This is a genomic window from Flavobacterium sp. 90 (assembly GCF_004339525.1).
Lineage (GTDB): Bacteria > Bacteroidota > Bacteroidia > Flavobacteriales > Flavobacteriaceae > Flavobacterium.
The window spans coordinates 1,266,864-1,290,869 of record NZ_SMGE01000001.1 but is presented as its reverse complement, the minus strand read 5'-3'; the positions used below and the strand labels follow the sequence as shown (position 1 = coordinate 1,290,869).

Here is a 24,006-nt window from a genome sequence, read left to right as displayed (position 1 = left end):
AGAAGAAAGAGGATAGACTTAAGAGAATAGAATAACTATAACAAACAAAAAAAACAAAATATCATGGCAACATCAGTAAACCCTTATTTAATTTTTAACGGAAATTGCGAAGAAGCATTTCTATTTTACAAATCAGTTTTTGGAGGAGAATTTCCGTATATCGGAAAATTTAAAGACATGCCTGCAGACGAAAACGGAAGCTGTCCGGAAGTATCAGATAAAGATGCTAACAGAATTATGCACGTTTCATTGCCAATTGGTGACACCATTTTAATGGGAAGCGATAGTAACGAACAATCAGGTGATGTAGTTTTTGGTGGAAACTTTTCAGTATCAATCAATGTAGAAAGTGAAGCAGAAGCAGACAGAATCTTCAACGGACTTTCGGCAGGAGGAACTATTTATATGCCTCTTGGGAAAACATTTTGGGGCGCTTATTTCGGAATGTTCAAAGATAAATTTGGTATAAGCTGGATGGTGAATTTCGATGAAAACCAAAAATAATTTTTCATCGCCACGAATTCACGAATTTTTCTCATTAAGCGAATATAATTCGTGAATTCGTGGTGATAAAACAATCCCACTTGTTACGTTATTTCAATAGTAAAGTATTATTGTTAAATTAATTCAAAAAGCACATTCATATGTGCTTTTTCTTTACAAAAAAAACAAACAATATCCTTTTTTATAAAAAATAGATTGCCGATTTTTGTCGCTTCTTAAAAAATCAACAAAGATAAAATGGCAGAAGAGAAAGAAATTATTCTATTAAAAGTTTCAGGACATGATAAACCAGGAGTAACAGCTGGTTTGACAGCAGTATTGGCTGCTTATGATGCTAATATTTTAGATATTGGTCAGGCCGATATTCATGATACATTATCTTTGGGTATTTTATTCGAAGTAGAAGCAGGCTCTAGTTCAGGACCAGTTTTAAAAGATTTGTTGTTTAAAGCTTATGAATTAGAAGTAAAGGTAAAATTTATTCCAATTTCAATTGAAGATTACGAAAATTGGGTAAAAACACAATCTAAGCAACGTTATATTATTAATATTTTAGGAGAGAAACTTGCCGCTTCGCAATTAGCCGCAGTCGCAAAGTTATTATCCGACCAAAATTTGAATATTGTTTCTATCATAAGATTAACAGGCAGAACATCTGTAGTTGAAAAAGAAGATTATCCACGTTCTTGTATACAATTATCACTAACCGGAGATATTGTAGATAAAATTGCTATGACGGCAAGTTTCATGGAAATTTCCAGAACTTTAAATGTCGATATTTCGTTTCAGGAAGACAATATCTACAGAAGAAACAGACGTTTAGTTTGCTTTGATATGGATTCAACTTTAATTCAAACCGAGGTAATTGATGAATTGGCAGAACTAAATGGAGTAGGAGAACAAGTTCGTGCCATTACAGAATCTGCGATGAATGGCGAAATAGATTTCAACGAAAGTTTCAAACAGCGTATGGCGTTATTGGAAGGTTTGAGCGAAGATGTTTTGCAAAATGTTGCTGTAAATTTACCAATAACAAAAGGAGCGCATCGTTTGATGAAAGCCTTGAAATATTACGGATATAAAACGGCGATTTTATCTGGAGGATTCACTTATTTTGGAGATTATCTGCAAAAAGAATTGGGTATTGATTATGTTCATGCCAATCAATTAGAAATTAAAGACGGTAAATTAACCGGTAAATATTTGGGCGAAATCGTAGACGGTCAAAAGAAAGCCGAATATCTAAAAGCAATTGCCGAAAAAGAAGGAATTCACATCAACCAGACTATTGCAGTTGGAGATGGAGCAAATGATTTACCAATGCTAAATCTAGCCGGATTAGGAATTGCTTTTCACGCAAAACCAAAAGTAAAAGAAAACGCCTCAACCTCAATTTCAAGTTTAGGTCTTGACGGAGTTTTATATTTATTAGGATATCACGATAGATATATTGATATGATGTAGCATTTTTTTGTCATTTCGTTTATTTGTCATTTCGAACGAAGGGAGAAATCACACTAGAAATTCCATCCGCATAATCGCCAATCTATATCGAGTTTCGCGTGTGATTTCTCCCTTCGGTCGAAATGACAAACAAGACAAACAATAAAAAATAAAAACCTTAGTTTCTCAATAAAGCTAAGGTTTTTTTTATGGGCATGTCCCGCCGAAAAAAGTGGGTCGGGCTATCCGTTTCAATCTTTTTGTCCGCCGTGGCGGACAAAAAGGATTTCCACTTCTATCCCTCATGCGCTTTAGTGGAATTATCGGTTTCTTAATTTTCTCTGGATTTCAATTCTTTTTTAATATCATTCAAAGTCTTGAAGTTTAAAAAAAGTATTGGCAGCAACGCAAAAGGAATAACCAGAGACGCAGTAAATCCTTTTTTAGAAAAAAGAAATATATTGACTAGAAATAAGAGAAATAAGATTCCTGCAAATGTATAAGTGGTAATTTTTGAAGTTTTTTCGCTTTTAAGTAATTCTTCAGTAGTCATTTCGCTAAATCTTTTGGTTTTCATTTTGGTTTGGTTTTGGGTTAATTATATATGTTTTTATGGTGAAATATCAGGTTACAGGATTGTTTAATTTCCAGCCTTTTCCAATTAAAAAGTTTTTACATTTTAAGCAAAAATCAGTTTCTTCATCCATATGGTTTTTTCCTTCTGCATCTCTCATTAAGCAAGTTTTTACAGGACAATGAGGTAATCCTTCTGTATGACCTAATTCATGTAGAACGACTTTATAAAATTGCTGGCTTTTATTTTGTTTACTTAGTCTAAAATCAGAAACGACACAAGATTTTCCGGGATGATAACCTAGTCCCATAACGCCCCAATCCTTGATTTTTCCTTTGGTTACGCTAATATCACGATTAGATAATCCAACAATGACAGAGTCTTTGCCAATATTATTTTTGATTATTTTGATAATACTGTCCGCTCGATATCTGTTTCGGGGTTGATAATAAGCATTTTCGGGAAAGGGAATGTTTTCTCTTAAAACAACATTTGGGTTAATTGTTTTGATTTTATTAAAGACGCTTTTTGACTGTTCAATATTGAAATTTCCTAAAGGCTGAATAACGATTATTTTTTGATTTTGCTCTTTTGTATTGGTACAAGAAATAAAAGCAATTATTAATATCAAAAAATAATGTCTCATTGTTATTGTTCTTCGTTGTTATTGGTTTTTGTACAATTGGATAGGATAGTCTTTTATAAAGCCCCAATCAGAATTATTTTGACAATCTAGTTTTATTTTTTTGTCTGGATGTTTAATTTTTAACTCATTGAAAAGTTTAGAAACCGCTTTAGAATCTTCTCCGTAAAACCAATAGTTTCTTTCTCCTCCATAAGTTTCAACTAGAAAAATAATGCCGCAATTTTCTTGATTTTGAAATATGTTTGTTATTTCGAGATCAAAATCCATGATAGATTTGTTATAGTCAGATGTTGGTAATCCATTATCTTTAATGCTCTCAAATTCATGAGTTATATTGATTAATTCAGGATATTTTGATTTGTACTCCCAAATGTTTTTATAATTTGGAATTCTTAAATATAATGGAAGACCTTCATATTCAGTTCTAGTTGTTAGCCATTCCATTTTTTCTATTGTTTTATTTTGACAAAATGAAGTTGTTGCTATGGTAACAAAGAGTAAAATAAATATTCTTCTGATTTTACTTTTCATTTAATTCGTGAAAATTTGTGAAATTCGTGTTTAGTTCTTAACTGTACACATCTCCTTCAACTGCTCCAAATAATCTCTTTGATTCGAAAGTCTCGGAATCTTATGTTGTCCGCCAAGTTTATCACGTTCCTTTAACCAGTCATAAAATAAGTTTTCACGAGCGACATTAATTACAAGAGGATTCAAAGTCATATTATTATGGCGTTTGGCTTCGTAATCAGAGTTTAAAGTTTGTAAAGTTTCATCCAGAACCTTTTGGAAAAGCCCAACATCGGCAGGGTTTTTCTTGAATTCGATCATCCATTCGTGCGCACCTTTTTCTTTGTCCTGCATAAAAATTGGAGCAACGGTGTAATCAATAACTTCGGTTTGTGTAAGCTGGCAAGCTTTGGCAATTGCCTGATCAGTATTTTCGACCATTAATTCTTCACCAAAAACATTAATATGATGCTTTGTTCTTCCGGTAACACGAATTCTATACGGATTTAAAGAAGTAAATCGAACGGTATCACCAATTAAATAACGCCACAAACCAGAATTTGTAGTAATAACAATAGCGTAGTTTTTATCCAATTCAACATCTGCTAAACGAACCACTTTTTGATTTGGAGTTCCAAAAGTATCCATCGAAATAAATTCGTAGAAAATTCCGTAATCCAGCATCAGTAATAAATCGCTTGAATTATTCAAATCCTGAATGGCAAAAAAGCCTTCAGAAGCATTGTATATTTCGTAATATTTGAAATCCTTGCTAGGTAAAATTTTCTTGTATTGATCTTTATATGGAGAAAAACTCACGCCTCCATGAAAGTAAACTTCCAAATTTGGCCAAAGCTCTAATAAACTTTGTTTTCCTGTATTTTCTAAAACTTTATTCATCAAAACCAACATCCAGGACGGAACTCCGGCAAAACTGGTTACGTTTTCGTTTTTGGTTTCATTTATAATTGCAGCAATCTTAGATTCCCATTCGCTCATTAAAGAGGTTTTGCTGCTTGGCGTGCTGCTAAATTCAGCCCAAATAGGCATGTTTTCAATCAAAATAGCCGACAAATCTCCAAAGAAAGTATTATTGTTTTCGTAAATCTGAGAACTTCCACCTAAGCGAAGACTTTTCCCAAGAAACAATTCAGAATCCTCGTTGTTATTCAAATACAAACAAAGTAAATCCTTACTTCCTTTATAATGACAATCTTCCAGTGCTTCGTTACTTACGGGGATAAACTTGCTTTTGGCATTCGTAGTTCCGCTAGATTTGGCAAACCATTTTATTGGAGTTTCCCAAAAAACATTTTGTTCGCCTTGGCGTGTGCGTTCAATTAAGGGTTGCAATTCTTCATAAGTTGCGATTGGAACTCTTTCCACAAAAGTAGCATAGGAATTGATAGACGCAAAATCATATTTTTTTCCGATAATCGTATTCTCTGACGATGTCAATAAATTGTGCAACAGTTCTTCCTGAACTTCATTCGGGTATTTTAGAAAAAGTTCAATTTGATGTATCCTTTGTTTCAGGACCCAAGAGGCAAACGAGTTGATTATTGATAAGGGCATGGAGAAAAATAGATTTTAGATTGATGATTTTAGATTTTAATTTCATGATTAGTTTAAAATCAAGAAAATTTAAAATTTGAATATCGATAGACAAATACTAACTTTGTCGCTGTATCAAAAATAGTGTTTTTTTATAAAAAACAATTGTATTTGAACTAAAGATTCAACTTCAAAAATGGAATTATAAGATATAATGTTCCAAATTCTTCAAAGTGAATTAAAATCTAAAATCGGCAATCTAAAATTTAAAATTAAAATGACATATCAAGGAGTACTTACAAAAATGCAAACTGAAATGGGAGATCCAATTCAATATTATTTGGTTTTCGAAGATAGTTTTCTAAATATGAATCAATTATTGAATAAAGAGATTGAAATTAATTTTGTGGGTTATGAATGTTTGAATTGTCATAAAAAGAAAAAAATATACAGACAAGGTTTTTGTTATGATTGTTTTTACTCTAGTCCCGCAGTTGGAGATTGGATTATGCGACCTGAATTAAGTACGGCTCACTTAGGAATCGCCGATCGTGATTTAGACTACGAGCAAAAAGTGCAATTGCAACCGCATATTGTCTATTTGGCACTTGCAAGTGAAGTAAAAGTTGGTGTAACGCGCAAAACACAAGTTCCAACCCGTTGGATCGATCAGGGAGCGACACAAGCAATCGCAATTGTTGAGGTTCCTAATCGATATTTGGCCGGAATTACGGAGGTTGCGCTAAAAGATCATTATACGGATAAAACCAATTGGAGAAAAATGCTTCAAAGTACAGGCGAAAGTTTTGATTTGATTGCTGAAAAAGTAAAAGTAGAAAGCTTAATTCCGTCTGAAGTTCAGGAATACTTTTATTCTCAAAAAAATGATCTTTATGAATTGCATTATCCTGTTCTAAATTATCCTGCAAAAGTGGCTAGTTTGAACTTGGATAAGACACCTTCTTTTCAGGGAAAATTAACAGGAATTAAAGGGCAGTATTTAATTTTTGAAAACGGAACTGTATTTAATATTCGTGGTTCTGAAGGTTATGTTGTCGAAATAAACGTCTAGTATGAGTTACTAAACGTCGATTGTTAATGCCTAACTGTCTAATAATTTAGTGTTTATATAATATTTTTTGTATTTTTAAGTCTCTTTTAAGTAGTTGAAGATGTGAATGTTGAAACATTTTCGTTACAATTTTGTAATAATTGCTTAATTGAAAGAATTTAAATTTAGAAAAAAAAAGAGGCTAGCTTTGAGTTAGTTGAATCTTTTCAATTTTTCTAAAATCGAATATAGATTTTATAACCCCTAAATTATTTCATAGATGAGTGTTTTAAGCAAAATTAATCATTATAGGCGTGGCGTAATGCGCAGTCTGACTAAGAACATTGGAAAACCCAAAAGTGATCAGGGATTTTTTTTGGTTGATAAATCTGAGATTAAACGGGTTTTAATTTGCAGACCAAATGCAAGGTTAGGGAATCTTTTATTGATTACGCCTCTCGTTCAGGAAGTCATGGAAATATTTCCAAATTGTAAAGTTGATTTGTTTGTTAAGGGAACTTTAGCTCCAATAATTTTTGAGAATTACGAAAGCATTGATAAAGTAATCGATTTGCCCAAAAAGCCCTTCAAAAATTTACTGAAATACATGAATGTATGGATTTCGATAAAAAAACAAAAATATGATGTTGCGATCAATGTCGATCAAAACTCTTCTTCAGGACGTTTAGCAGTCCAATTTTCTAACGCTAAGTATAAATTTTACGGAGATTTACATGAAGAATCTCAACTTGTAAAAAATGACTACGATCATATTGCAAAATACCCGGTTTATAACTTTCGATATTACTTAACCAAACTTGGCCTCGCAAAAAGTAATAAAATAATAGCTCCAATAGATCTTAAATTATCGTCTTCGGAAATTGCTCAAGGAAAGAAAACGTTACATGATTTAGTTCATAATTCTAAAAGAACAATCTGCATATTTACTTATGCAACCGGTTCAAAATGCCTGGCAGAAGATTGGTGGGAGAATTTCTATAAACAACTTACAACAGAATATAAAGAGTACAATATCATTGAAATTTTGCCAGTAGAAAATGTTTCTCAAATTGACTTTAAAGCACCTGCGTTTTATAGTAAAGACATTCGCGAAATAGGATCTGTAATCGCCAATGCTGATTTATTTATTGGTGCAGACAGTGGAATTATGCATTTGGCAAGCGCTGTTCAAACGCCAACAATTGGATTGTTTTCAGTATCAAACATGAAAAAATATGAGCCTTATGATAATTGCAGTATTGGAGTAGATGTCAATTTATATGCTAAAAAAGATTATATAAAAATGATAAACTCACTTTTGAATAATGGTAAACTAAATACCTTATCAGACGCAATTTAATAAAGTATAAATCAAGAGTAAAATCTACCGTTAAGTACTAATTATTGATAGTTATTGTAGATTAGAATTACGTTGGTGTGCCGTAATTACGCAACAAAATGATAAAACTATTTCGTACCTACGGCACGCTAAATTTTTTCAATTCATGTTTTCTAGGAATATTTAGTGCCTAACGGCACAAATTATAGACTTTCAACTCTTGATTGAAAAGTATTTTAAAGCATAAAAAAAGAGGCATTCATCACAATGAATGCCTCTTTTTTTATGCTTCTTTTTAGTTAGTTTTTCTTCTTGAACAAACCATTTATCAAGTCACTTGCTTTTTTAGTAACTTCTTGAGTTTTCTGTTCTTTTTCAGTTGCAGCAGCTTTTGTAGTATCTTTTGCCTTTGTGTTTTTATTGATTAAATCATTAAGTGCAGAAGTTCCTTTTTGTGTCAACTTTTCTTTTTGTTGATTTGCAACCTGAGATGCTAAACTCGTTACAGCAGATTTCATATCCGTTGAGATTTTTGGATTCGAAAAATTCCCTGTAATCATCGCATTTATCGGAATGTTTTGCAATTTCGCAGCATCAGCAGGAGACATTTTCGAAATAAAAGCATTTGCTTCACTTCCTAAATATTTCGCCGGAACATCCAATTTTAGGTTGTAATTCATCGTTTGGTCAAAACCATGAGTCCCGCCAACGGTGATTTTAATATCCTGATATTTAATGTCAAATGGTTTTACGTTTACCTTTCCGTTTTCAAAAGTTAAGGCAGCTTTGATGTCATTTAAATTTATCTTATTCATATCGATAAATTTAATGTTTGATGTCAAAGCATTTAATACAGTTGAGTTTTTAGAGTTTATGGTTGTCGAAAGTAATTGTCCTAACAAATCTCCTGAAATAGAACTTAAATCCGGAGTTAATTCTTTTGCGTCTAAATTTCCGTTTAATTTAATAGTCGAATTTAATTTACCATTAATGATTCCGGCAATTGGAGCAATTTTTTTCATCATGTCCAATTGTGTAAAAGTCTGTGCGATATCAACTTGATTGAAACCTAAATTCATATCAAAAGTTGGCACTTTTGCTTTTGTAGAAACCGTTCCTGTTAAACCAATTGTTCCTCCAAAAATCGAAGTTTTGAAGTTTTCCAGAGTTGCTTTCTCGTCTTTTACGATTAGTTTGCCCGAAACATCTTTTAGTTTTAAATTATCGTATAAAACCGTTGTTGCTTTTGCATTAATAGTACAATTTAAAAAAGCTGGAATCTTCATCGCTTCTGTTGGTTTTGCTGCTTTCTTTTCAGTTGCAGGTTCACCGGCAGTCATAAAATCATCAACAGCCAATTGGTTTGAGCTCATGTTGAAATTTCCTTTTAGCTCTTGTTTTTTAAACATAAAACCATAGAAATTTTCCAGAACACCATTTATGCTTAAATCACTTTTTCCGGTTGTAGCATCAAATTTTTTCAGATTAATAGTGCTTGGATTAAATTCAACCAAAGCCGTACTAATATTCATAGATTTGTTATTCTCATCTGTATATTTAAAGCCTGACAAACTCATTGTTCCGGCATTTTTTATGTTTTGATATTGGCTTTTTTCTACAGATGCCATATCAAAATTGGTTGTAACATCAGCTTTTAAAATACCAGCCAACGGTTTGTCCAGTTTGATTGGATATGCTTTAGAAAGGTTTGCTAAATTGATTGTTCCTTTTAATGCTGCATCTACAATAGGATTTACTGTAATGTTTTTGATATTCGCTTTAGCGCTAAAAACGTCCTGATCAATTCTAAAAGAAAGCTTGTCTAAATTAACGTAGGTGTCATTTAGAATTCCTGTTTCGTTGATGATTTTTGTGTCAATTACAATATTCTGAACCGATTTTGGTAAGTTAGGATATTGAAAAGAAGCATTGTTTGAAGCAATCGCAATATTGAATTTAGGAACAGTAGTATCTGTTAATTCCCCTTTTGCAAAACCAGCTACAGTAAAATCTCCAGTTGTTTTTACACCATCTAAGCCAGAAGCATATGCCGAAGGAATTAAACCTAAGAAATTGGTAAAAGAGGATGTTGGTGTTTTGAATTTTAAATCATAAATCTGACCTGCATCAACCATCTGAATAAAACCGTCAAATTCTAACGGTAATTGGTTAATCAAAGCTTTGTTTTCTTTAAAAGTATATTTACTTTTTTCTAAATCAATTCCTAAAACGGCGTCTAAAGTCAGTTTTACGTTTTTCATGTAATTGATTTTATCCATATCCAAAGATACTTTGGCAGTAGATTTTGTAGTCAAATCAAGTTTAGAATTGGTAAAATCTCCCGTTCCTTCGTGATTTAAACTATCAATTACCATTTTAATTTTTGATCCCTGATCGATATATCTAAAGGTGAAATTTTCGATTTTATAACCCTGAATTTTTAATGAAAGCGGTTTGCTTGCATCATTTTTCTTAGTTTCTTCTTTGTCTTTTAAAGCGATATCGAAGTTCCCAACGCCATCTTTATTAAAGATGATATTAATTAAACCATTCGTAGAGCTAATTCCCTGAATACTTAAAGGTTCGTCTTTTCCTTTGAAAAGTTCTTTAATACTCATTTTTAGATTCAATTCGCCAAGCGAAACCAAAGTGTCACCTTCAAAAGGAGCTTTGTTGATGATAACCAATTTCTCGATTCCAACAGTTGCATTTGGGAAGTTTTTAAACAAGCTTAAATCAGCATCAGCAAAACTTACTTTTGCATCAACACTTTCATTAATAGCCTCAGCAATTTTGGCTTTTATCTGATCTTTAAAAAAATAAGGAATGGCAAATAATGCAGCAACAATGACGACAAGTACAATGGCTGCGATTTTTAGAATTTTCTTTAACATATTTATAGATTTGAGGATTTAATATGAATATTTAACTGTTGCAAAAATAGCTTTTTTGATTTAGTTCTGCGATAAAGTTTTCTTAAAAACTGTAAGAATTTTACTTTATTAGTTGAAATAAAAAAATCCGTTTGACTATATATTCAAACGGATTTTGGTTTTTATTATTTTAATTACTTCAGAATAAAAGAAACAATCTTATTAATCATAACTTCTGAAATTGGTAAAGTGGCGTTATTATAACTTTCTAAATTTGCCTGTTTGTCGCCGTCGATAATTTTCATGATGTGATTCATTTTATCGACGATCAGTAATTCGGCATTTTTGTTAGACTTGGATAAGTTTTCAGCATCTTGTACTGTGACTTGCAAATCGTTGTTTCCTTGCAGAATCAAAATAGGAACGTTCAGTTTTGTGATTTCTGTTTGTGGATTGTATTTAAACCAGGAAATTAAATACGGCTGAATGCTTGATCTGAAAAGTGAATTTAGCATTGGATCAACTTTTTTAACCGTATTTCCAGTTTTTAAACTATCGATAATTGGGAAAGTCATGTCTTCAATTTGCTTGTTTGATTTGCTTGCAATTTGTGTCTTTATGATTTTATCTGCTGAATCTCCGGCTCCGGCAATAGAAATAAACTTATTTGCTTTTGCGCCCGCAATCATTCCTATTAAAGAACCTTCGCTATGTCCAATGATTACTAATTGCGAAAAACGTTTGTCTTGTTTCAGGAAATTAATCCAGCTTTTGGCATCTTCGGTATAATTTTCAAAAACTAAACTAGATTCAGATATTGCAGAAGCTTTACTTTCACCAATTCCTCTTTTGTCATATCTTAATGATGCAATTCCGTTTTTTGCGAGAGCTTCCGCCAGCATTTTTAGCGAATTGTTTTTCATCATCGGATTATTTCCGTCTCTGTCTGTTGGTCCTGAACCTGCAATTATTAAGGCAACAGGATATTTCTTCGTTAAATCAGGAACGGTCAAAGTACCAAAAAGCTGATCGTTGTTAATTTTTAAAATTACACTAGACTCTTTATAGGTATCTTGTTTTTTATCCTGAGCATTTACAAAGCTCAAAAAGAAAATAGTAAGCAGAAGAACTATATTTTTCATCTATTTAAATTATTTGATGTTTAACCCAAAAGGAAGGATTGCCTGAACACCTTTTTGATTTTGAAATCTTTTTACCTGTTCGATAAGTTGGTAGTTTTCTTCTCCGATTTCTTCTTTTATAAAAGCTTCTTTCGATTGTGCAAAAGGCAGATTTGAAAGTAAATCATTGAATGTTTTATCATATTCAGGATAGTTTTGAGTGCTGTATGTTTTTACTTTAGCAATTTTTGCAGCCTCAGCAATAGCATCATTTAAGCCTCCAATTTTGTCAACCAAACCAATTTTTAAAGCCTCAGTTCCTGACCAGACTCTTCCTTGTGCGATAGCGTCTACTTGCGCAAAAGTCATTTTTCGGCCTTGAGCCACATGCGTTACAAAAGTATTGTAGATGTTTTCAACTCCTTCTAATGTAAAAGCTTTAAATTTCTCGTCAATTGGCACAAACGGACTATAATTAGCTGAGTTTTCGTGTGTTTTTACTTGTTCTGTATTGATTCCTAATTTAGTTGCCAAAGGGCTAAAGTTAGGCAAGATACCAAATACGCCAATAGAACCCGTAATAGTATTGTTTTCGGCAAAAATTTTGTTAGCGTTACAAGCAATGTAATATCCTCCCGAAGCAGCATAATTACCCATTGAAACGACAACCGGTTTTACTTTTTTAGTGATTTCGATTTCTCTCCAGATCAAATCAGAAGTCAGAGCGCTTCCGCCCGGACTATCAATTCTAAGAACGATAGCTTTTACATCTTCATTTTTTCTGGCTTCCTGCAACGAACGACGCATTGAACCTTCACCAATTACAGTCACATCTCCTTCACCGCTTTGTATTTCGCCTTGAGCGTAAATAATTGCGATTTGATCTGTTGCGGTATTCGTCAAAGCTGTTGTGATGTTGTTTTGCGTATAATCTGAGATTGAAATTTTGTTGTAATCATCGTCTCCGGTTACTTTCAATGCCTTTTTAATCGCATTGTGATATACATCTTCATAAGCAACAATATCTACTAAATGTTGCGCTTTTGCCATTTCCGGAGTTCTGGCAAGCAAACCATTTGCGATTTCGTTTAATTTAGCAACAGGAATATTTCTGCTTTTCGAAATATCATTTGTAACCGTTGTCCAGATTGAGTTTAATAATGCTGTAACTTGTTCTCTGTTAGCATCGCTCATTTTGTTTTCTAAGAAAGGCTCAACGGCACTTTTGTATTTTCCGTGACGAATCACTTCCATATGAATACCTGATTTATCCTGAAAATCTTTAAAGAACATTACTTCAGATGAAAGTCCTTTGAAGTCTAAATCTCCCGCAGGATTCAAATAAACAGTATTTGCAACCGAGTTTAAATAATATTCTTTTTGAGAATACGTATTGGCATATGCCCAAACAAATTTTCCTGATTTTTTGAAACTTTCGAGTGCATTTCTCAAATCTTTATATTGCGCCAATCCTAAAGAAGACTGATCATTTAAAATAGAAATTCCTTTAATGTTATCATCCGTTTTTGCTGCTTCGATAGCGTTGATAACATCGGTTAAACCGATTCCTTTTTTATCCGAAAAAACAGTTATCCAAGGATCTTTGTATTTTCCGGCGTAATCATTTTGAATTTGTTTTAAATCTAATTCTATAACAGAATCACCCTTAACAGAAACAGAATCCTCTCCGCCAAAAATCGTCCCAATTAGAATTACGCCAAAAAAGAAGAGCATAATAAATACAAAAATACCAATAACTGTGGCAATTACATTTCCTAAAAACTTCATAAGTATATTTTTTTTAATAAGTAGTAAAAAAGGTTGGTTTGTTACAAATATAATCTAAATAGAATTTAATCCTTATAGCTCAATTATCAAATATTTGTATTATTTCAACTTTTGAATCCTGTAAATAAAGATACTTTATTTTGTAAGATAATGATTGTTTTTTATATTAATTTAGATAAAAGAAACGATCAACAAAGAGTTTTCTTTTCTTGAAAACTTCTGATTCTTGAGTCAAATAATGTACTTAATTCTAAAATAGTTTTAGTTAATTTGCATTAATTATGAAATCACAGCATCAAATCACACTATCTATAGGCAGTAATCAGGGAGACAGATTAGCAAACATCACAAGTTGTATCGCTTTAATACATCAGGAAGTTGGCACTGTAATCAGGGTTTCAAGACTATACGAAACTCCGGCGTGGGGATTTGAAAGTGATGCTTTTTATAATTGTGCATTGGTTTTGCACAGTAATTCATCTGCACAAAAAATACTGAATCAGGTTTTAAAAATCGAAAAACAATTAGGAAGAATCCGATCTAATCAGGAAGGGTATCAATCCCGAATAATTGACATTGATTTGATAACTTTTGACGATGAAATTATTGAGTCCGAAAAACTTCAGATTCCGCATCCGCAAATGCAAAACAGAAATTTTGTTTTATTGCCAATGCAGGATTTAAAACTGGATTGGAGACATCCTGTTTCTCAAAAATCTATTTCAGAATTAGTTGCTATTTCGCCAGACGATAGCGTTTGTACAATTGTTCAGGATTTAGAAAATCCGCTAAGAGAAATTCCTTTAGAAAACTTTAATTATATCGCTTTTGAAGGAAATATTGGTGCGGGAAAAACTACTTTGGCGCATAAAATTTCAGAAGATTTTAATGCTAAAACCGTTTTAGAACGTTTTGCAGATAATCCTTTTTTGCCAAAATTCTACAAAGATCAAAACCGATATGCTTTTCCATTAGAAATGTCTTTTCTGGCAGATCGTTATCAGCAATTATCAGATGATTTGGCACAATTTGATTTATTCAAAGATTTCATCGTTGCCGATTATCATATTTTTAAATCCTTGATTTTTGCCAAGATTACACTTGCAGAAGATGAATACCGTTTGTATCGAAACTTATTCGATATTATTTATAAAGAAATGCCAAAACCTGATCTATACGTTTATTTGTATCAGAATTCAGGGCGTTTGCTTGAAAACATCAAGAAAAGAGGACGCAATTACGAACAAAATATCTCCGCAGATTACCTTGATAAAATCAACAACGGTTATTTAGATTATATTAAATCTCAAACGGATCTGAATGTTTTGATTATCGATGTTTCCGAACGCGATTTTGTAAAAAAACACGAAGATTATCTTTTTATTTTAGATGAAATCAAGAAGAAAATTGGTTAATGTGTCAATTAGATAATGTGGCAATGTGTCAATTAGATAATTAGACAATTGTTTATCTTTATGAAAAAATAATCGCAGCAATAATTATCTCATTTTCTAATTGTCACATTATCTAATTAAAGTTATCTCTTGAGCGAAAAATGACCTCTTAAAACAGGATGATCATTATCGATTTTCATCGCATACCAATAATCAGAAGCCGGTAGAGGATTTTTGTCTAAAGTTCCGTCCCAACTCATTTTAGAGCCATTTAGCTGTGCGACAAGTTTTCCGTATCGATCAAAAATTGTTATTTGAGCTTGCGGATAATTTTCGATTCCGTCAACAACCCATGAATCATTAAAAGAATCATTGTTTGGAGTGAAAAATTCAGGAAAAGTAATTACAACAAATTTGAAAGTATCGCCTCCACAGCCATTTTTTTCCTGAACAAAAGCAGTTTTTAATCCCGCAGAAACATCATAGAAAACATTCGAGTCCTGAAAAGTTAATCCATCAACTGAATATTCATAATAATCTGCGTCTTTAGTAAGATAAATAACAACGCGTGTTCCGTTAACATCAACTCGTGAGATTTTAGGAATGAGATGTTCGTTTACGATAATTGTTTTTCGACTTGTACAGTTTTCCGGATCCGGACTTATAACATCAACAGTATATGTTCCGGGAGTTGTAATTGTAATTATCTGATCAGTTTTGCCATTGCTCCATTTGTAAGACATTCCTGCGATTCCTGCATCAAGATTGACTTTTTGATTTTGACATAATATTTTAGTTTCATCAGTAACTACAGGTGGCGTATAGATTTTGATCTCTATAGGAATACGAGTGTTATTGATGCAACCATTATTTGCTGCTTCAGCATAATAAGTGGTATTTGTTGAGATTACAGGAGTTGTAAAACTATTTCCGGTAAATAAACTTGTACCGCCAGTTAATGTTGCGTACCAATTGATGAAACCAATATTTGTACTTGCCTCAATTGTTACAGATCCCGGACCGCAATTAGTATAGAAAGGTTTTTCGGCAATAGGCGTTGCTGGTGTTGTGTTAACTGTTGCTGTAACAGCTTTTCGATTTGATTCGCAACCTGCATCTACATAGTAAGTTGTAGTTGAAGTTATTGTAGATGTTGTAAAAGAATTTCCTGTTGCCAATGCAGTTCCGCCTGTGGCTGTTGCGTACCAACTAATTGTTGCTCCTGTTGTTGCTGTAGTAGTAAAAGTAAAAGTTCCTGAATCACAAGCCGCTGGTGGGTTTGCTGCAGGTGTTGCAACCGGAATCGTTATTTTTGTACTTGCAGCAATTTCTAGTGGTACTTCGCCAGGTGAACCGCCATATTCTACAATATAACCTTTAGGTTGATAGTCGCCACTTGTATCACCAGTATTTGATAAGTCGTTCCACGAACCTCGTATTCCAACTCCAGGTTGCGTAATGTGAGCATAATCTTCATCACCTTGTTGATTTGGTTCTCCAGTATTCCAAAAAGCAAAATTTGGAGTAGAGCCATTTGCGGTACCATTCCAGAAAATAGTTCCTGCTTCAGGTCCGGTTACCCATTTCCAAATACCTTCCGTTTCGGAATCACTTCCGCCAATCCATCCGGTTCCTGATGCTTGTTCGCCACATAACTTAGCTTCATCATCAGATAATAGCGTTGCAAGATATCCTTTAAGACCGTAATAAGTACTATTTTCGGCAGCGGTTTTTGCAGATGACCACGAAATACCAATACTTGGAACATACAAATAAAAATGTTTGGTAGAAGGCAGGTAATTTGCCTGACCAATTGTTATGGAGAAAGTTCTTGTACCTGAAGCTGTAGCCGAAGAATTCGAAAAAACAACATCTTTAATAGCCGCTTCTAATTCAGAATATGGAACGTTTCCTCCAGTTGGACTTGATAAAACTAATTTTCCTTCAAGAGGATACCAAGCTTGTACAATTGTTGGATGTGCGGCAGGATTTAGAATTTCTATTTTGTCCTGACCATTAATATAGCCTGAAGAAATCTGAATATAAGCAGCTTGTGTTCCGGGTTCTGCAGGATCATGAGTAATTGTAACAGAAGGCGCAATTTTTATAGAAGTTAACGGGCAATATAATTGATCGTCTGTTGCTGTAATTTTAGGAGCTGTTGTTGTTGCAGCTTTGTTACAATTGTTTGAATAAGAAGCCGAAGCATCTTTGAAAGTAGACCAATTAAGGTTAGAGTAATTTTCACTATCTACTTCTATACAAGTGAGGTTTGAATTTGATAGAAAATCTACAGCAGTAAGCGCAGTGTTTTTTCCATTTTTTAAATTCAGATTACGTAATTGGTTGTTACTGCAAAAAAAACGGGTCAAAGAATTATTTTTGGAAACATCTAAAATCGATAAATTATTACTATCGCATTCTATACTTCTTAAGAGGGTGTTTTTTGAAACATCTAGAGTTGTGATTTGATTTTTATTGCAACCAAAATTAATTAAAGCTGTATTTGTTGAAATGTTAAGGCTGGTCAATCTGTTTTCATCACAATAAAAATAGTTTAAAAGGGTATTTTTAAAAACATCTAAGGTGGCTAGTTGATTTTCAGAGCAGTCAAGTTCTTTTAATAAAATGTTTTGAGAAATGTCTAAACTGCTTAATTTGTTTCTTTGAAGTTGGAGCACTTCTAAAGCAGTATTATTAGAAATATCTAAAGTGGAGAATTGGTTATTGAAGAGATTTAGATATTTCAGAAGAACATTTTTAGAAATGTCTAAATGAGTTAATCCGCAGTTAATCATAATCAAGTCTGTTAAAGCGGTATTTTTAGAAAGATCTATAATGGAAATATTGGAACTACTACAATCTAATATCTTTAAAGAGGAGAAATCCTGAATTCCGGTTAAATCAGTTATGTTTTTCTCTCTAACATTTAATACAGGTAATCCAACCACGCTAGAAGTAAGTACTTTTCCGTCAATAGGTCCGTTATCAATTTTTAAATCTATTAAAGCTTGCTCAAAATTTGGATCAGGAATTAAAGTTTCTTGTGCGTGCCCGAAAAAGCCTGACAGTAATAAAAATAATAATAGAGATATTTTTAAGAAATTAACATTTTTCATTTTATAAAAGTATCAATTTTATAATAATAAAAAAATATATTTACATTTCTAACATTTAAAAGTGTAATTCAATATAAAATAACAATCTAATTCCTTCGAAGTTGTCTTCTAGATTTTAGCAGGCCAGTTTAGTTTTTGGAATAAATCCCAAACTACAATTCCTGCACTCACAGCAATATTCAAAGAATGCTTGGTTCCTAATTGCGGAATTTCAATACAACCATCACAAATAGCAACCGCTTCCTGAGCAACACCATAAACTTCGTTTCCAAAAACCAATGCATATTTCTGATCTTTTTCTACTTTGAAATCCTGAAGAAAAACGGAGCTTTCAACTTGCTCAATAGCCATCGTTATAACATTTTCTTTTTTAAGATTTTCAATAACTTCCAAAACGTTTTCGTGATGTTCCCATGCTACGGTTTCAGTGGCGCCAAGAGCGGTTTTATGAATTTCTTTGTTTGGTGGAGTTGCTGTAATACCGCACAAGATTATTTTTTCGACCAAAAAAGCGTCAGAAGTTCTAAACACAGATCCAATATTGTGTAAGCTACGAATATCGTCTAGCACTATTATTAGAGGTGTTTTGTCTGATTTTTTAAAATCTTCGATTGATTTTCTGTCCAGTTCGCTATTTTCGAGTTTTCTCATTGGTGTTGTATTCAGGTCATAAAAAAAGCTTCCAAAGATAAGGAAGCTTTTTCGATTTATTTTATTTTGTTTGTCAGATTAGCTTTTTACTGGATCTGGTAAAACTGTACCTTTAATAGTAAGTACTTTTGTTGGTTGTCCTTCAGCGTTAGAAGTAACAGTAACTGTTTTTGTAAATGCACCAACTCTGTCAGTAGCATATTTTACACCAATAATACCTTTAGCACCTGGAGCGATTGGCTCTTTTGGAGTTGTTGGTACAGTACATCCACAAGATCCTTGTGTGTTTGTAATGATTAATGGCTTAGTTCCGTTGTTAACAAAAACGAATTCACGTTTTCCATCAGCGTTGTGAGCGATAGTTCCGTAATCAATAGTTTCTGTTTCGAAAGTCATTCCAGCACCTTCAATTTTAGCAGCTTTAGCTTTTTTAGTGCTTTGAGCATTAGAAGCTGTAATTCCAACTACAGCTAACATAGCGATTAAGATTATTTTTTTCATCTTTTAGAGTCTTTGTTTTAATTATGAACAAATCTATATAAAATTCTTATATCTCAACTTAAAAATTCCTTAAAATATTTTAATTTTTGAACGGCTTCGATATTCCTTTAAAATATTATAAATTCGCTGTCTTAATTTTTCATTTAAAATACAATAATTTGGCAGCGAAAGACAAAGTGGTGAAAGAAACACCCTTAATGAAACAGTACAACGAAATCAAGAGAAAATATCCTGATGCATGTCTGCTATTTAGAGTGGGTGATTTTTATGAAACCTTTGGAGAAGATGCTGTTAGGGCGTCAAAAATCCTTGGAATAACATTGACAAAAAGAGGTGCGGGATCTGAAACCGAAACAGCGTTGGCAGGTTTTCCACATCATTCTATTAATACGTATTTGCCAAAATTGGTCAAAGCCGGACTTCGTGTAGCGATCTGTGATCAGCTTGAAGATCCAAAAATGACCAAAACTATTGTGAAACGTGGCGTTACCGAATTGGTGACACCGGGAGTTTCTTTAAATGATGAGGTTTTACAATCAAAAACAAACAACTTTTTAGCATCCGTTTATTTTGCCAGTAAAAGCATCGGAGTTTCTTTTCTGGATGTTTCTACCGGAGAGTTTTTAACCGCTCAGGGAAATGCAGAATATATAGATAAATTATTGCAGAATTTTAATCCAAGTGAGATTCTGGTTCCGAAGAATAATAAAATGGATTTTAAAGCTTCTTTTGGAGAAGATTTTCATACTTTTTATTTAGAAGATTGGATTTATAAAGAAGATTATGCTTTAGAAACTTTGACAAAACATTTTCAAACCGTTTCCTTAAAAGGTTTTGGAGTTGAAGAGTTAAAAGAAGGAATTATTGCTTCTGGGGCAATTTTATATTATTTATCAGAAACACAACATAATCGTGTGCAACATATCACGTCGATTCAGCGTATAGCAGAAGATGCTTATGTTTGGATGGATCGTTTTACGATTAGAAATTTAGAATTATACCACAGTTATAATCCAAATGCCGTAACGCTTTTGGATGTAATTGACAGAACGCTTTCGCCGATGGGAGGACGTTTGTTGAAACGCTGGTTGGCTTTGCCTTTAAAAGACAGTGCCAAAATCAAAAATCGTCACGACGTTGTTACCTATTTAAAATCAGATCCTGAAGTTTTACAAAACATTCAATATCAGATTAAGCAAATTTCAGATTTAGAACGTTTGATTTCTAAAATCGCGGCAGGAAAAGTTTCGCCTCGTGAAATTGTTTATCTAAAAGAATCTTTGGATGCTATTATTCCAATAAAAACTTTGGCATTGGCAAGTCCGCAAGAAGCTGTAAAAATTATTGGAGACAGTTTGCATGCGTGTGATTTGTTAAGAGAAAAAATCAAAACTACCTTAAATCAGGATGCGCCGGTTGCTATTGCAAAAGGAAATGCAATTGCAAAAGGTATTAGTGAAGAATTAGACGATTTACGTGCTATTTCGACTTCCGGAAAAGAATATTTGGAAGGAATTGAAAAAAGAGAATCGGAAAGAACCGGAATTTCTTCTTTGAAAATTTCATTCAATAACGTCTTTGGATATTATATCGAAGTTAGAAATACGCACAAAGATAAAGTTCCGGCAGAATGGATTCGTAAACAAACCTTGGTAAGTGCGGAACGTTATATTACCGAAGAATTAAAAGAATACGAAACAAAAATTCTTGGTGCCGAAGAAAAAATCCATAAAATTGAAAGCGAACTTTTTGAGCAATTAATTGCCTGGATTGCGACATATATTAAACCAGTTCAAATGAACGCCAATTTGGTGGCGCAATTAGATTGTTTGTGTTCATTTACACAATTGGCAATCGAAAATCAATATGTATGTCCTGAAATCGATGAAACATTCGAGCTTGATATCAAAAACGGACGTCATCCTGTAATTGAAAAGCAATTGCCGGTTGGAACTCCATATATTGCAAATGATGTTTTCTTGGATAGAGAAACACAGCAAATTATTATGATTACCGGTCCCAATATGTCGGGTAAGTCGGCTATTTTAAGACAAACGGCATTAATTGTATTGTTGGCTCAAATGGGAAGTTTTGTTCCTGCTGATAGTGTGAGAATGGGAATCGTAGATAAGATTTTTACAAGAGTAGGAGCATCGGACAATATTTCGATGGGAGAATCTACTTTTATGGTCGAAATGAATGAAACAGCTTCTATTTTGAATAATATATCAGATCGTAGTTTGGTTTTGTTGGATGAAATTGGTAGAGGAACAAGTACGTATGACGGAATCTCGATTGCTTGGGCTATTGCCGAGTTTCTTCACGAACATCCGGGAAGACCAAAAACGTTGTTTGCGACGCATTATCATGAGTTGAATGAAATGACGGAATCTCTGACTAGAATTCAGAATTATAATGTTTCGGTAAAGGAATTAAAAGACACCGTTCTTTTTGTTCGTAAACTGATAAAAGGAGGAAGTGCGCATAGTTTTGGAATTCACGTAGCAAAAATGGCGGGAATGCCTCAAATAGTGATTTTGAAAGCGCAAAAGCTATTGAAGAAATTAGAAAAAAATCATTCAAGCGAAGCTTTAAATGGAGTAAAATCTGCTGCGGATGAAATGCAAATGAGTTTCTTTAATTTAGATGATCCTTTGTTGGAAGAAATAAAAGAAGAGATCATGAGTCTTGATATAAATGCAATAACACCAGTCGAAGCGTTGATGAAGCTGAATGAAATCAAGCGAATGCTGGTTAAGAAATAAAATCAAAAAAAGTTTCAAGTTTAAAGTTTAGGTTATCAGAAAGTTATAAAATAAGTGTAATTTTTTTTAAAGAAACGCTTGTGTAATTGAATAAATGTCCTAAATTTGCACTCGCAATACACAACAAGTCAAGTATTGTGGTTCTTACAAGAATTTGAAATGCGAAAATAGCTCAGTTGGTAGAGCGCGACCTTGCCAAGGTCGAGGTCGCGGGTTCGAGCCCCGTTTTTCGCTCAAAACCATATAATGCTCGGATGGTGAAATTGGTAGACACGCTGGACTTAAAATCCAGTGAACAGCAATGTTCGTGCGGGTTCAAGTCCCGCTCTGAGTACTAAAGCCTCTTCTTTTGAAGAGGCTTTTTTTATTGTGCAAACTCGCACGGCTTAAAAATAAATTCACGAAGTGAATTTATTTACAGAATCTAAGAATCTAAGAATCTAAGAATCTAAGAATCTAAGAATCTAAGAATCTAAGAATCTAAGAATCTAAGAATCTAAGAATCTAAGAATCTAAGAATCTAAGAATCTAAGAATCTAAGAATCTAAGAATCTAAGAATCTAAGAATCTAAGAATCTAAGAATCTAAGAATCTAAGAATCTAAGAATCTAAGAATCTAAGAATCTAAGAATCTAAGAATCTAAGAATCTAAGAATCTAAGAATCTAAGAATCTAAGAATCTAAGAATCTAAGAATCTAAGAATCTAAGAATCTAAGAATCTAAGAATCTAAGAATCTAAGAATCTAAGAATCTAAGAATTGGTAATCTAAAATCAACAATCTAAAATCTAAAATAATAAATGGGTGCTTTTGTAATAAGTAAAAGGTTTAATGATGAATATAAATTCGTGTTTACTTCTAGGAAAGGCAAAGTGATATTTACAAGTCTGAGTTATGAGTTGAAATTTGAAGGGGAAGAAGATATTGAGAAATTTAAGGCGAATATAGATCAGGCGAAATTTTTGAAATTTAAAGGCTCTGGCGGAAAGTATTTCTTTAAGTTGATGTTGGGTGAGGTTCATTTTGCAACAAGTCGAAAATATACAACGGAATTGCTTTTGCAGAAAGGAATTAAAGAAATAGTCAATTATGCTTCAAAAGCAGAAATTTTAGACTTCTCGTCAAGTGAATCTATTTTTGAGGATGAAGTGGTTTTTGAGGAAGAAGAAGATTAGGAAAAAGAAATTTCAATTATTTAAAATTTCAAATTCCAATGGGTTGGAACTATGGATTAATACAGAAATCTGCGGAGTTATAAAAATTAAGGATGAATTTAACCGCAAAGTGCGCAAAGATTTTTTGTGCGGGATTATGCATATTAAACGCAAAGTTCGCAAAGCTTTATCGGTATAGCTTTGCGAACTTTGCATTTTTATAAAGCCTTGTAAGTAAAAAAAAAACTTTGCGTGCTTTGCGGTAAATGCGCAAGACAAGATTAATGGTGAAGCTTTGCTGGCTTTGTGTTTTTATAAAATCCGATATGTATAAAAAAAATTTGCTCCCGATAGCTATTGGGATTGCGGTTAAAATAATTACTTAATACAAAATATTTTAAATTTCTCCACACGTTTTAGTGATGATTCAGAACTATGAAGTGGTTTTTTGCTGTTGGAATTTAGTTTTTAAAATATTGGAATTTTAAATTAAATTTTTGAGCAAAAAAAAACCATCACGATGGATGGTTTTAAAATTTTTAGAATTTAAGTTCTAATTATTTTTTTACTTCTTTAGCAGCTTCTTCTACTTTAGCAGCAGCAGAATCAACTTTAGTAGCAGCAGAGTCAACAGTTGCAGCAGCAGAATCAACTACAGTAGCAGCAGAATCAACAGCAACAGCAGTAGAATCTACAGCTTCAGTAGCTGCAGCGTCAGCTTTTTTACAAGATACAACAGTTAAAACAGCAACAACAGCTAAACTTAAAAATACTTTTTTCATCTTACTTTATTATAAAAGGTTAATTATTAATTCGTGGCAAAGATATAAATTTTTTAATATGTAAAATATTTTTTTATTTTTTTTTTAAAATATTTTCATTGCTCACGATTATCTTATTTATCAAAGAATATGCCAAAACCACAAAATTGCTTGGTATTATCGTATTTTTTGTATAAATTATTTTTCATTGATTATTCTATAAGAGAATTGGCTTTTTTGATTCTCTTGCTTGCAGTT

General features: G+C 32.8%; 18 protein-coding genes and 2 tRNA genes. 9 read left to right on the top strand and 11 right to left on the bottom strand.

All coding sequences use genetic code 11. The features are described from left to right. Nucleotides 1-63 precede the first annotated feature (63 nt). Together C8C83_RS05155 and serB are read left to right on the top strand one after the other, a co-directional pair. Nucleotides 64-504 (top strand): VOC family protein, encoded by a 441-nt coding sequence (locus tag C8C83_RS05155; RefSeq protein WP_121326731.1) that lies wholly within the window; start codon nucleotides 64-66, stop codon nucleotides 502-504. A gap of 237 nt (nucleotides 505-741) precedes the next feature. Next, nucleotides 742-1,968: a phosphoserine phosphatase SerB gene (gene serB / locus C8C83_RS05150; protein ID WP_121326729.1), complete on the top strand. Its 1,227-nt coding sequence runs from the start codon at nucleotides 742-744 to the stop codon at nucleotides 1,966-1,968. Between the two features lie 310 nt (nucleotides 1,969-2,278). Here the strand turns inward: serB and C8C83_RS05145 are convergent, their stop codons facing one another. The 4 genes from C8C83_RS05145 to C8C83_RS05130 form a co-directional block, all read right to left on the bottom strand. Continuing rightward, complete coding sequence (locus C8C83_RS05145; protein ID WP_121326727.1) at nucleotides 2,279-2,524, bottom strand: redox-active disulfide protein 2; 246 nt, start codon at nucleotides 2,522-2,524, stop codon at nucleotides 2,279-2,281. Between the two features lie 46 nt (nucleotides 2,525-2,570). Further along, nucleotides 2,571-3,167 (bottom strand): Zn-dependent protease, encoded by a 597-nt coding sequence (locus tag C8C83_RS05140; protein WP_121326725.1) that lies wholly within the window; start codon nucleotides 3,165-3,167, stop codon nucleotides 2,571-2,573. Between the two features lie 18 nt (nucleotides 3,168-3,185). Then, complete coding sequence (locus C8C83_RS05135) at nucleotides 3,186-3,611, bottom strand: DUF695 domain-containing protein (protein ID WP_158598140.1); 426 nt, start codon at nucleotides 3,609-3,611, stop codon at nucleotides 3,186-3,188. A gap of 117 nt (nucleotides 3,612-3,728) precedes the next feature. Beyond that, nucleotides 3,729-5,252 (bottom strand): GH3 auxin-responsive promoter family protein, encoded by a 1,524-nt coding sequence (locus C8C83_RS05130; protein ID WP_121326721.1) that lies wholly within the window; start codon nucleotides 5,250-5,252, stop codon nucleotides 3,729-3,731. A gap of 256 nt (nucleotides 5,253-5,508) precedes the next feature. Here C8C83_RS05130 and C8C83_RS05125 point away from each other — a divergent pair, with 256 nt between their 5' ends. Both C8C83_RS05125 and C8C83_RS05120 read left to right on the top strand, forming a co-directional pair. Continuing rightward, nucleotides 5,509-6,303, top strand: a complete 795-nt coding sequence (locus C8C83_RS05125; protein WP_099712789.1) for a DUF2797 domain-containing protein — start codon at nucleotides 5,509-5,511, stop codon at nucleotides 6,301-6,303. 259 nt (nucleotides 6,304-6,562) lie between these two features. Beyond that, the gene (locus C8C83_RS05120) at nucleotides 6,563-7,642 is read left to right on the top strand and encodes a glycosyltransferase family 9 protein (protein WP_121326719.1); all 1,080 of its coding nucleotides are present in this window, start codon (nucleotides 6,563-6,565) and stop codon (nucleotides 7,640-7,642) included. Between the two features lie 278 nt (nucleotides 7,643-7,920). Here C8C83_RS05120 and C8C83_RS05115 read toward each other — a convergent pair whose 3' ends face one another. The 3 genes from C8C83_RS05115 to sppA all read right to left on the bottom strand — a co-directional run bounded on the left by C8C83_RS05115 (nucleotide 7,921) and on the right by sppA (nucleotide 13,403). Further along, nucleotides 7,921-10,515: an AsmA family protein gene (locus C8C83_RS05115; RefSeq protein ID WP_121326717.1), complete on the bottom strand. Its 2,595-nt coding sequence runs from the start codon at nucleotides 10,513-10,515 to the stop codon at nucleotides 7,921-7,923. Nucleotides 10,516-10,688: 173 nt separating this feature from the next. Continuing rightward, nucleotides 10,689-11,636, bottom strand: a complete 948-nt coding sequence (locus C8C83_RS05110; RefSeq protein ID WP_132011680.1) for an alpha/beta fold hydrolase — start codon at nucleotides 11,634-11,636, stop codon at nucleotides 10,689-10,691. 9 nt (nucleotides 11,637-11,645) lie between these two features. Further along, nucleotides 11,646-13,403 carry a signal peptide peptidase SppA gene (gene sppA / locus C8C83_RS05105; RefSeq protein WP_121326715.1) on the bottom strand — a complete coding sequence of 586 codons (1,758 nt, stop codon included), beginning with the start codon at nucleotides 13,401-13,403 and terminating at the stop codon, nucleotides 11,646-11,648. 281 nt (nucleotides 13,404-13,684) lie between these two features. Between sppA and folK the strand changes: the two genes are divergently transcribed. Then, nucleotides 13,685-14,818, top strand: a complete 1,134-nt coding sequence (folK, locus tag C8C83_RS05100) for a 2-amino-4-hydroxy-6-hydroxymethyldihydropteridine diphosphokinase (protein WP_121326713.1) — start codon at nucleotides 13,685-13,687, stop codon at nucleotides 14,816-14,818. Between the two features lie 122 nt (nucleotides 14,819-14,940). Here folK and C8C83_RS05095 read toward each other — a convergent pair whose 3' ends face one another. The 3 genes from C8C83_RS05095 to C8C83_RS05085 form a co-directional block, all read right to left on the bottom strand. Beyond that, nucleotides 14,941-17,916 carry a T9SS type B sorting domain-containing protein gene (locus C8C83_RS05095; protein WP_243653111.1) on the bottom strand — a complete coding sequence of 992 codons (2,976 nt, stop codon included), beginning with the start codon at nucleotides 17,914-17,916 and terminating at the stop codon, nucleotides 14,941-14,943. A gap of 108 nt (nucleotides 17,917-18,024) precedes the next feature. Further along, entirely contained in the window at nucleotides 18,025-18,567 is a 543-nt protein-coding gene (locus C8C83_RS05090) for an RNA methyltransferase (RefSeq protein ID WP_121326712.1), read from the bottom strand. 78 nt (nucleotides 18,568-18,645) lie between these two features. Continuing rightward, nucleotides 18,646-19,068, bottom strand: coding sequence for a DUF1573 domain-containing protein (locus C8C83_RS05085; RefSeq protein ID WP_121326711.1), 423 nt, complete (start codon nucleotides 19,066-19,068; stop codon nucleotides 18,646-18,648). 158 nt (nucleotides 19,069-19,226) lie between these two features. Between C8C83_RS05085 and mutS the strand changes: the two genes are divergently transcribed. From mutS to C8C83_RS05065, 4 genes are all read left to right on the top strand, one after another. Further along, nucleotides 19,227-21,833 (top strand): DNA mismatch repair protein MutS, encoded by a 2,607-nt coding sequence (gene mutS, locus C8C83_RS05080; RefSeq protein WP_165877226.1) that lies wholly within the window; start codon nucleotides 19,227-19,229, stop codon nucleotides 21,831-21,833. A gap of 161 nt (nucleotides 21,834-21,994) precedes the next feature. Beyond that, nucleotides 21,995-22,067, top strand: a tRNA-Gly gene (locus C8C83_RS05075). Nucleotides 22,068-22,081: 14 nt separating this feature from the next. Next, a tRNA-Leu gene (locus C8C83_RS05070) sits at nucleotides 22,082-22,167 on the top strand. Between the two features lie 466 nt (nucleotides 22,168-22,633). Beyond that, nucleotides 22,634-23,008: a DUF1508 domain-containing protein gene (locus C8C83_RS05065; RefSeq protein WP_099710824.1), complete on the top strand. Its 375-nt coding sequence runs from the start codon at nucleotides 22,634-22,636 to the stop codon at nucleotides 23,006-23,008. Nucleotides 23,009-23,544: 536 nt separating this feature from the next. Here the strand turns inward: C8C83_RS05065 and C8C83_RS05060 are convergent. Next, nucleotides 23,545-23,769: a hypothetical protein gene (locus C8C83_RS05060; RefSeq protein ID WP_089354185.1), complete on the bottom strand. Its 225-nt coding sequence runs from the start codon at nucleotides 23,767-23,769 to the stop codon at nucleotides 23,545-23,547. Between the last annotated feature and the right edge of the window lie 237 nt (nucleotides 23,770-24,006).